The organism is Burkholderia sp. BCC1977 (assembly GCF_905339595.1).
Lineage (GTDB): Bacteria > Pseudomonadota > Gammaproteobacteria > Burkholderiales > Burkholderiaceae > Burkholderia.
Genome location: NZ_CAJPGQ010000091.1, coordinates 1 through 6,273, shown reverse-complemented (window position 1 = coordinate 6,273; position 6,273 = coordinate 1). Strand labels below are relative to the sequence as shown.

Sequence of the window (6,273 nt, the reverse complement as noted above, 5' to 3'; positions counted from 1 at the left end):
TTTTCACTGGCACCAGGATTTTCATGCACACGCTCCAAAGTTACGAATACGACCAGAGGCCATTCTATAGCGAGGCCTCATGACTGCGCGGCCAAGCGGACCCATCCATCGCGGCTATCGAGGATAGCGCTCCTCTTCGGCGCGCCGGCAATAGCGAACGGTCGTTCTATTTTAAAAGAGAAAAAACCCGGACGCAAAGCCCGGGTTTTCGATCATCGACTCTAATCGTCACCGGGCGCGCCCAGCACCACGTGTTACCAGGCGGCGATGACCGCGCCGCCGAACTTCTGTTCGATGAACTGCTTCACTTCCGCGGAATGGTAGGCCGCGACCAGCTTCGCGACCCACGGCTTGCTCCGGTCGGCCTCGCGAATCGCGAGAATGTTCGCGTACGGGCCGTTCGGGCCCTCGATCGCGATCGCGTCCTGTTTCGGTTTCAACCCCGCTTCCATCGCGTAGTTGGTGTTGATCGCCGCCGCGTCGACGTCGCCGAGCGAGCGCGGAATCTGCGCCGCGTCGAGTTCGACGATCTTCAGCTTGCGCGGATTGTCGACGATGTCGAGCGGCGTCGCCTTCAACCCGGCGTCCGCACGCAGCTTCAGCAGCCCCTGCTTCTGCAGCAACAGCAGCGCACGGCCGCCATTGGTCGGATCGTTCGGCACCGCGATCCGCGCGCCGGGCTTCAGCTCGGCCAGCGACTTCACCCGCTTCGAATAGATGCCCATCGGGAACGTGACGGTATCCGCGACCTTGATCAGCTTGTAGCCGCGATCCTTCACCTGCGCCTGCAGATACGGATCGTGCTGGTAGCTGTTCGCGTCGAGATCGCCCGACGCGAGCGCCGCGTTCGGCTGCACGTAATCGGAGAATTCGACGACGCGGATGTCGAGGCCGCTCTTGGCCGCGACCTTCTTCACCACGTCCATGATCTGCGCGTGCGGGCCGCCCGTCACGCCCACCTTGATGGATTCGGCCTGCGCGTGCGCGCTCGCGAACAGCGCGGCCGCGCCGAGTGCGGCCGCGAACTTCAGCATGAAGCGTCGTTGCATCGTCTCCCCCAACGGATGAATGTCGTTTTTACTTGTGGCTCAGCCGGCGCACGAGCCAGTCGCCGAACGATTGCACGATCTGCACGAACACGATCAGGATCGCGACGACCGTCCACATCACTTCCGGCAGATAGCGCTGGTAGCCGTAGCGGATCCCGAGATCGCCAAGCCCGCCGCCGCCGATCGCCCCGGCCATCGCCGAATAGCCGACGAGCGACACGAACGTGATCGTCAGGCCCGCGACGATGCCCGGCAGCGATTCGGGCAGCAGCACCTTGAACACGATCTGCGATGTCGTCGCGCCCATCGACTGCGCGGCCTCGATCAGCCCGCGGTCGACCTCGCGCAGCGCGGTCTCGACCAGCCGCGCGACGAACGGTGCGGCCGCGAGCGTCAGCGGCACGACCGCGGCGGCCGTGCCGATCGACGATCCCGTGACGAGCCGCGTGAACGGAATGACCGCAACCAGCAGGATGATGAACGGCGTCGAGCGCACCGCGTTCACGAGGCCGCCGAGCACGCGATTCACGCCGAGGTTCTGCAGCACGCCCTGGCGGTCGGTCAGGTACAGCAGCACGCCGAGCGGCAGCCCGACGAGCGCGCCGACCGCTCCCGAGATGCCGACCATGATCAGCGTCTCCCAGAACGACTGCACGAACATATCGAACATCTCACTCAACATACGAAAGCTCCTCTACCACCACACCTTGCTCGCGCAGGAACGCGAGCGCCTGCCCGACCTTGCCCGGTTCGCCGCCCGCGAGCACCGCGAGCGACCCGAACGCCTGCCCCTGGATCTCGTCGATCTGGCCGTGCAGGATGTTGAAATCGAGTTCGTACCGGCGGATCGTCTCCGACAGGATCGGCTGGTCGACACCCGAGCCGGTGAACGCGAGCCGCAGCAAATGCCCGCTGCCCGTCTTCAACCGCTCGGCCACCCGTGCCTTCAGCGCCGGCGGTAGTTCCTGCGCGATCACGTCGCCGATCAGCGCGCGCGTCACTTCGTGATGCGGCTGCAGGAACACGTCGATCACGCGGCCTTCTTCGACCACGCGGCCCGCGTCCAGCACCGCCACGCGATCGCACACCTGCTTGATCACTTCCATCTGGTGCGTGATCAGCACAATCGTCAGGCCGAGTTCGCGGTTGATGCGCTTCAGCAGGTCGAGGATCGCGCGCGTGGTCTCGGGATCGAGCGCCGACGTCGCTTCGTCCGACAGCAGCACCTTCGGCTTGCTCGCGAGCGCGCGGGCGATGCCGACGCGCTGCTTCTGGCCGCCGCTGATCTGCGCCGGATAGCGATCCTTCTGCGCGGACAGCCCGACGAGGTCGAGCAGCGGCAGCACGGCCGCCTCGATGTCGGCACGGCTCGCGCCGGCCAGCTCGAGCGGCAGCGCGACGTTGTCGAACACCGTGCGCGACGACAGCAGGTTGAAGTGCTGGAAGATCATGCCGATTTCGCGGCGCGCTTCGCGCAGCGCGCCGGACGACAGCAGCGTGAGATCGCGTCCGCCGACGACGACGTTGCCTTCGGTCGGCCGCGTGAGCAGGTTGATGGTCCGCACGAGCGTACTCTTGCCGGCGCCGCTTCGGCCGATGATGCCGAACACCTCGCCCTGCGGGATCGTCAGGTTGACGTTGTGCAATGCGTCGACCCAGCCGGTCGGCCCGGGGAAACGCTGCGACAGATTGCGTAATTCGATCATGTAAACAAAACGGCGGCCGGCAGGCGAGGCCCGCCAGTCGGCCGCCGATGCATCTGGAATAGCCGGCGATTTTACCGCAAACGCCTCATTCCACTTAATAATCGATTTCGATCTTTTCATAACCAGACGAAATTAGAGGGGCGCCGCTGGCCCGCCGCGGAAATGTCGCGACTATGATCCGGAACACCGATGCCAACGAACAGGGGACACGCCAGATGACCGCCACCACCACGCAGGCCGCCGCACCCGCCATCGCCACCGGCGCACCGGGCCCGGTATTGCCGCCCGCCCCGCGGATGGGCCGGCTGCGTACAGCGGACGGGGTCGAACTGGCGTCGTACCGCTGGTCGGCCGGCGACGACACGGTGCCGCCGCGCGCGACGATCGCGCTCGTGCACGGCCTCGCCGAGCATGCGGGCCGTTACGCGGCGCTCGCGGCCAGATTGAACGCGGCCGGCATCGACGTGCTGGCGATCGATCTGCGCGGGCACGGTCAATCGCCCGGCAAACGCGCATGGGCCGAGCGTTTCGACGGCTACCTGAACGATGCGGATGCGCTGGTTGCCGAAGCCGCCCGCGGCGAGTCGCCGCTGTTCCTGATGGGGCACAGCATGGGCGGCGCGGTCGCGGCGCTGTATGCGATCGAACGCGTGCCGGCCCGCGGCCACGCGCTGGCGGGCCTCGTGCTGTCGAGCCCGGCACTCGCGCCGGGACGCGACGTGCCGCGCTGGATGCTCGCGATGAGCCGCTTCATCAGCCGCGTGTGGCCGAGCTTCCCCGCGATCAGGATCGACGCGGCGCTGCTGTCGCGCGATCCGGCCATCGTCGCGGCCAATCGTGCCGATCCGCTCGTCCACCACGGCGCGGTGCCGGCGCGTACCGGCGCAGAAATCCTCGACGCGATGGCGCGCATCGAGCGTGGTCGCGGCGCGCTGCGCGTGCCGGTGCTCGTCTATCACGGCACCGAGGACAAACTGACCGAGCCCGACGGAAGTCGCGCGTTCGGCGCCCGCGTCGGCTCGCCCGATCGCACGCTGACACTATACGAAGGCGGGTTCCACGAAACGATGAACGATCTCGAGCGCGATCGCGTGATCGATGCGCTGATCGCGTGGATTCACGCGCGCGTGCCGGCGCGCTGAGCGCGCGCCGCCCCGCTGCCGGTCAGATGCCGGCCAGCACACGCAGGTGCGCGACGACGCTGCGCCCGAGTGCGGACAGGTTGTAGCCGCCCTCGAGACTGCTCACGATGCGGCCCTGCGCATGCCGGCGCGCGACGTCGACGACCTGCGCGGTCAGCCATTCGAAATCCGCCTCGACGAGACCGAGATTGCCGATGTCGTCCTCGCGATGCGCGTCGAAACCGGCCGACACGAACAGCATTTGCGGCTTGAACGCGTCGAGACGCGGCAGCCAGAACATGTCGACCGCTTCGCGGATCGCCATCCCGTTGCTGCGTGCGGGCATCGGCAGGTTGACCATGTTCGGTGCCTGGTGATCGGCACCTGAGAACGGGTACAGCGGATGCTGGAAGAAGCTGCACATCAGCACGCGCTCGTCGTTCGCGAACGCGGCTTCGGTGCCGTTGCCGTGGTGCACGTCGAAATCGATGATCGCGACGCGCTCGAGGCCATGGACGTCAAGCGCATGCCGCGCGGCGATCGCGACGTTGTTGAAGAAGCAGAAGCCCATCGCGCGCGCGGGTTCCGCGTGATGGCCGGGCGGCCGAACGCTGCAGAACGCGTTCGCGTAGCGGCCTTCGATCACCGCGTCGGTCGCCGCGATCACGGCACCGGCCGCACGCAGCGCGGCGCGCCACGTGTCGCGGTTCATCAGCGTGTCGGGATCGATCTCGACGTAGCCGTCGACGGGCGTCATGCTGCGGATGTAGTCGATATGGGCCTGCGTATGCACGCGGCCCAGCGCCACCTCGCTCGCGAACGGCGCGGTTTCGTGCACGATCAGGTCGTCGATGCGGCTCGCGATCAGCTGATCCTGGATCGCCGACAGTCGGGCCGGGCATTCCGGATGCCATTCCCCCATCTCGTGCAGCATGCAGTCGGGGTGCGTATAGAAGGCGGTTGCCATAAGCTGTCATCCGCGACGCAGGGTGCGCCGCAGGTCTCCATCAATGATGTCCATCGTCTGCCGCGAATTCGCCGCTAACTTACCACAACGGTGCGCTGCTTCGCCCCGGCACGCAGGATGCGTCGGGTATACTGCGCCGAACCCCATCGCCCTGTCCGCCCGCTTCGACATGAATTCCAGCAAGCCTGCCGCCCTTCTCTCCGCACTGTTCCGCGTTCGCGTTCCGCTCGTTGCCGCTGCCGTCGCCGCTACCCTAGCCGCCGCGCCCGTCGAAGCGCAGACGCAGCCTGCGAAGTCCCCCGGCACGCTCGTCGCGCAGGCGCAACCGCAGCAGCCGGCGCCGCAAGGCCAGACCTTCGAAGAGGAAATCGTTCCGCAGCGTTACGCGAACAACGCGAAGGTCGATGCGTTCATCGACGAGATGGTGAGCCGCAACGGCTTCGATTCATCGAGCCTGCATGCGCTGTTCTCGCGCATCAGCTACTCGGCCACCGCCGTGAAGCTCGTGAAGCCCGCGCCGACACCTTCGGTGAAGAACTGGCGCGTCTATCGTTCGCGCTTCATCGAACCGATCCGCATCAACGCGGGCGTGAAATTCTGGAAGGCGAACCAGGCGACGCTGCAACGCGCGTCCGAGGAATTCGGCGTGCCGCCCGAAGTGATCGTCGGCATCATCGGCGTCGAAACGATCTATGGCCGCTACATGGGCAACTTCCGTGTGCTCGATGCGCTGACGACGCTCACGTTCGACTACCCGGACACGCCGAATCGCGACAGCCGCCAGGCAACGTTCCGCAAGAACCTCGAGGACTTCCTCGTCTGGACCCGCGACAACCAGCTCGACCCGACCACCGTGCTCGGCTCGTACACGGGCGCGATCGGCATCCCGCAGTTCCTGCCGAGCAGCATCCGCGAGTATGCGGTCGACTACGACGGCGGCGGCCACGTCGATCTGCGCAGCAGTCCTGCCGATGCGATCGGCAGCGTCGCGAACTACCTGAAGCAGCACGGCTGGGAAACCGATCGCCCGGTGGTCTGGCGGATCACGCCCGACACGGGCAGCCTCGGCATCGCCCAGGCGGCCGCGGACGGCCAGCCCGAACCGCACTGGGCACTGTCGCAACTGCTGCGCGCCGGCATGACGCTCAACGAGCCGACGGTCAACATCACCACCGAAGCCGGCACGCCGGTGACCGTGGTCGATCTGCCGTCGCCGGGGCGCGCGACCGAATACATGCTCGGCCTCAAGAACTTCTACGTGCTGACGCGCTACAACCGCAGCTTCTTCTACGCACTCACTGTGTACCAGCTCGGCGAAGCCGTGAAGGCGCAGATGGAAGCGAGCGGCGCGCTGCCGCTGCCTGCGGCGGACACGGAAGCGCCGGCGCAGTAAGCTCGGCTCGCGCGAAGAAAAAACGCCGCTTGTGCGG

The 6,273-nt window shown here is 66.6% G+C and carries 6 protein-coding genes; 2 read left to right on the top strand and 4 right to left on the bottom strand.

Annotation, left to right across the window (positions count from 1 at the left end):
- Window positions 1-254 precede the first annotated feature (254 nt).
- Genes U5771_RS34475 through U5771_RS34465 form a run of 3 tightly spaced genes read right to left on the bottom strand, consistent with a single transcriptional unit; the run spans window position 255 to window position 2,755 of the window.
- A complete protein-coding gene (locus U5771_RS34475; RefSeq protein ID WP_322028083.1) occupies window positions 255-1,049 on the bottom strand; it encodes a MetQ/NlpA family ABC transporter substrate-binding protein in 795 nt (264 codons plus the stop codon).
- A 28-nt stretch (window positions 1,050-1,077) separates the two neighbouring features.
- The gene (locus tag U5771_RS34470; RefSeq protein WP_121860558.1) at window positions 1,078-1,731 is read right to left on the bottom strand and encodes a methionine ABC transporter permease; all 654 of its coding nucleotides are present in this window, start codon (window positions 1,729-1,731) and stop codon (window positions 1,078-1,080) included.
- On the bottom strand, window positions 1,721-2,755 hold the full coding sequence (locus U5771_RS34465) for a methionine ABC transporter ATP-binding protein (protein WP_322028082.1): 1,035 nt from the start codon (window positions 2,753-2,755) through the stop codon (window positions 1,721-1,723). Before U5771_RS34465 ends, U5771_RS34470 begins: the two co-directional genes overlap by 11 nt.
- Window positions 2,756-2,970: 215 nt before the next feature.
- Here U5771_RS34465 and U5771_RS34460 point away from each other — a divergent pair, with 215 nt between their 5' ends.
- Window positions 2,971-3,897: an alpha/beta hydrolase gene (locus U5771_RS34460; protein ID WP_322028081.1), complete on the top strand. Its 927-nt coding sequence runs from the start codon at window positions 2,971-2,973 to the stop codon at window positions 3,895-3,897.
- Window positions 3,898-3,919: 22 nt separating this feature from the next.
- Here U5771_RS34460 and U5771_RS34455 read toward each other — a convergent pair whose 3' ends face one another.
- Complete coding sequence (locus U5771_RS34455) at window positions 3,920-4,843, bottom strand: histone deacetylase family protein (RefSeq protein ID WP_322028080.1); 924 nt, start codon at window positions 4,841-4,843, stop codon at window positions 3,920-3,922.
- Between the two features lie 43 nt (window positions 4,844-4,886).
- Between U5771_RS34455 and mltB the strand changes: the two genes are divergently transcribed.
- Window positions 4,887-6,236, top strand: a complete 1,350-nt coding sequence (gene mltB / locus U5771_RS34450; protein ID WP_322028079.1) for a lytic murein transglycosylase B — start codon at window positions 4,887-4,889, stop codon at window positions 6,234-6,236.
- The last annotated feature ends 37 nt before the right edge of the window (window positions 6,237-6,273 follow it).